This is a genomic window from Methylobacterium sp. GC_Met_3 (assembly GCF_026540775.1).
Lineage (GTDB): Bacteria > Pseudomonadota > Alphaproteobacteria > Rhizobiales > Beijerinckiaceae > Methylobacterium.
Map to the genome: position 1 here is coordinate 1 of NZ_JALNUL010000153.1, position 1,189 is coordinate 1,189.

Below are 1,189 nucleotides of genomic sequence, written 5' to 3' on the forward strand. Positions count from 1 at the left end.
AGTCGTTGATGGCGGCGACGACGCCGGCACCGACGGTGCGGCCGCCCTCGCGGATGGCGAAGCGCAGCTTCTCTTCCATGGCCACCGGCACGATCAGCACCACGTCCATGGTCACGTTGTCGCCCGGCATCACCATCTCGGTGCCCTCGGGCAGCGTGCAGATCCCGGTCACGTCCGTCGTGCGGAAGTAGAACTGCGGCCGGTAGTTCGTGAAGAACGGCGTGTGACGGCCACCCTCTTCCTTGGTCAGGATGTACGCCTCGGCCTTGAACTTGGCGTGCGGCTTCACCGAACCCGGCTTGCACACGACCTGGCCGCGCTCCACGTCCTCGCGCTTCGTGCCGCGCAGCAGCACGCCGACGTTGTCGCCCGCCTGACCCTGGTCGAGCAGCTTGCGGAACATCTCCACGCCGGTCACCGTCGTGGTCTGCGTGTCGCGGATGCCGACGATCTCGACCGTCTCACCCACCTTCACGATCCCGCGCTCGACGCGGCCCGTCACCACCGTGCCGCGGCCCGAGATCGAGAACACGTCCTCGATCGGCATCAGGAACGGCATGTCGATCGGACGCTCCGGCTGCGGGATGTAGCTGTCCACCGTCGCCATCAGCGCCAGGACCGCCTCCTTGCCGATCTTCGGCTCCTTGTCCTCCAGCGCCATCAGCGCCGAGCCCTTGGTGATCGGGATGTCGTCGCCCGGGAAGTCGTACTTCGAGAGAAGCTCGCGCACCTCCAGCTCGACCAGCTCCAGCAGCTCCTCGTCGTCGACCATGTCGACCTTGTTGAGGAACACCACCAGCGCCGGAACGCCGACCTGACGGGCCAGCAGGATGTGCTCGCGGGTCTGCGGCATCGGGCCGTCGGCCGCCGACACCACCAGGATCGCGCCGTCCATCTGCGCCGCGCCCGTGATCATGTTCTTCACGTAGTCGGCGTGGCCGGGGCAATCCACGTGCGCGTAGTGACGGTTGGCCGTCTCGTACTCCACGTGCGCCGTCGAGATCGTGATCCCGCGCGCCTTCTCCTCCGGAGCCTTGTCGATCTGGTCGTAGGCCGTGAACGTCGCCCCGCCCGTCTCAGCCAGCACCTTCGTGATCGCCGCCGTCAGTGACGTCTTGCCGTGATCGACGTGCCCGATCGTCCCGATGTTGCAGTGCGGCTTGGTGCGAGCGAACTTTTCCTTGCCCAT

1 protein-coding gene is annotated in these 1,189 nt (G+C 66.7%); it reads right to left on the minus strand.

The genetic code is table 11. The features are described 5' to 3' along the window. Nucleotides 1–1,189: elongation factor Tu (tuf, locus tag OXS27_RS32250; RefSeq protein ID WP_243920333.1), on the minus strand; the 1,189-nt coding region annotated here is incomplete at its 3' end.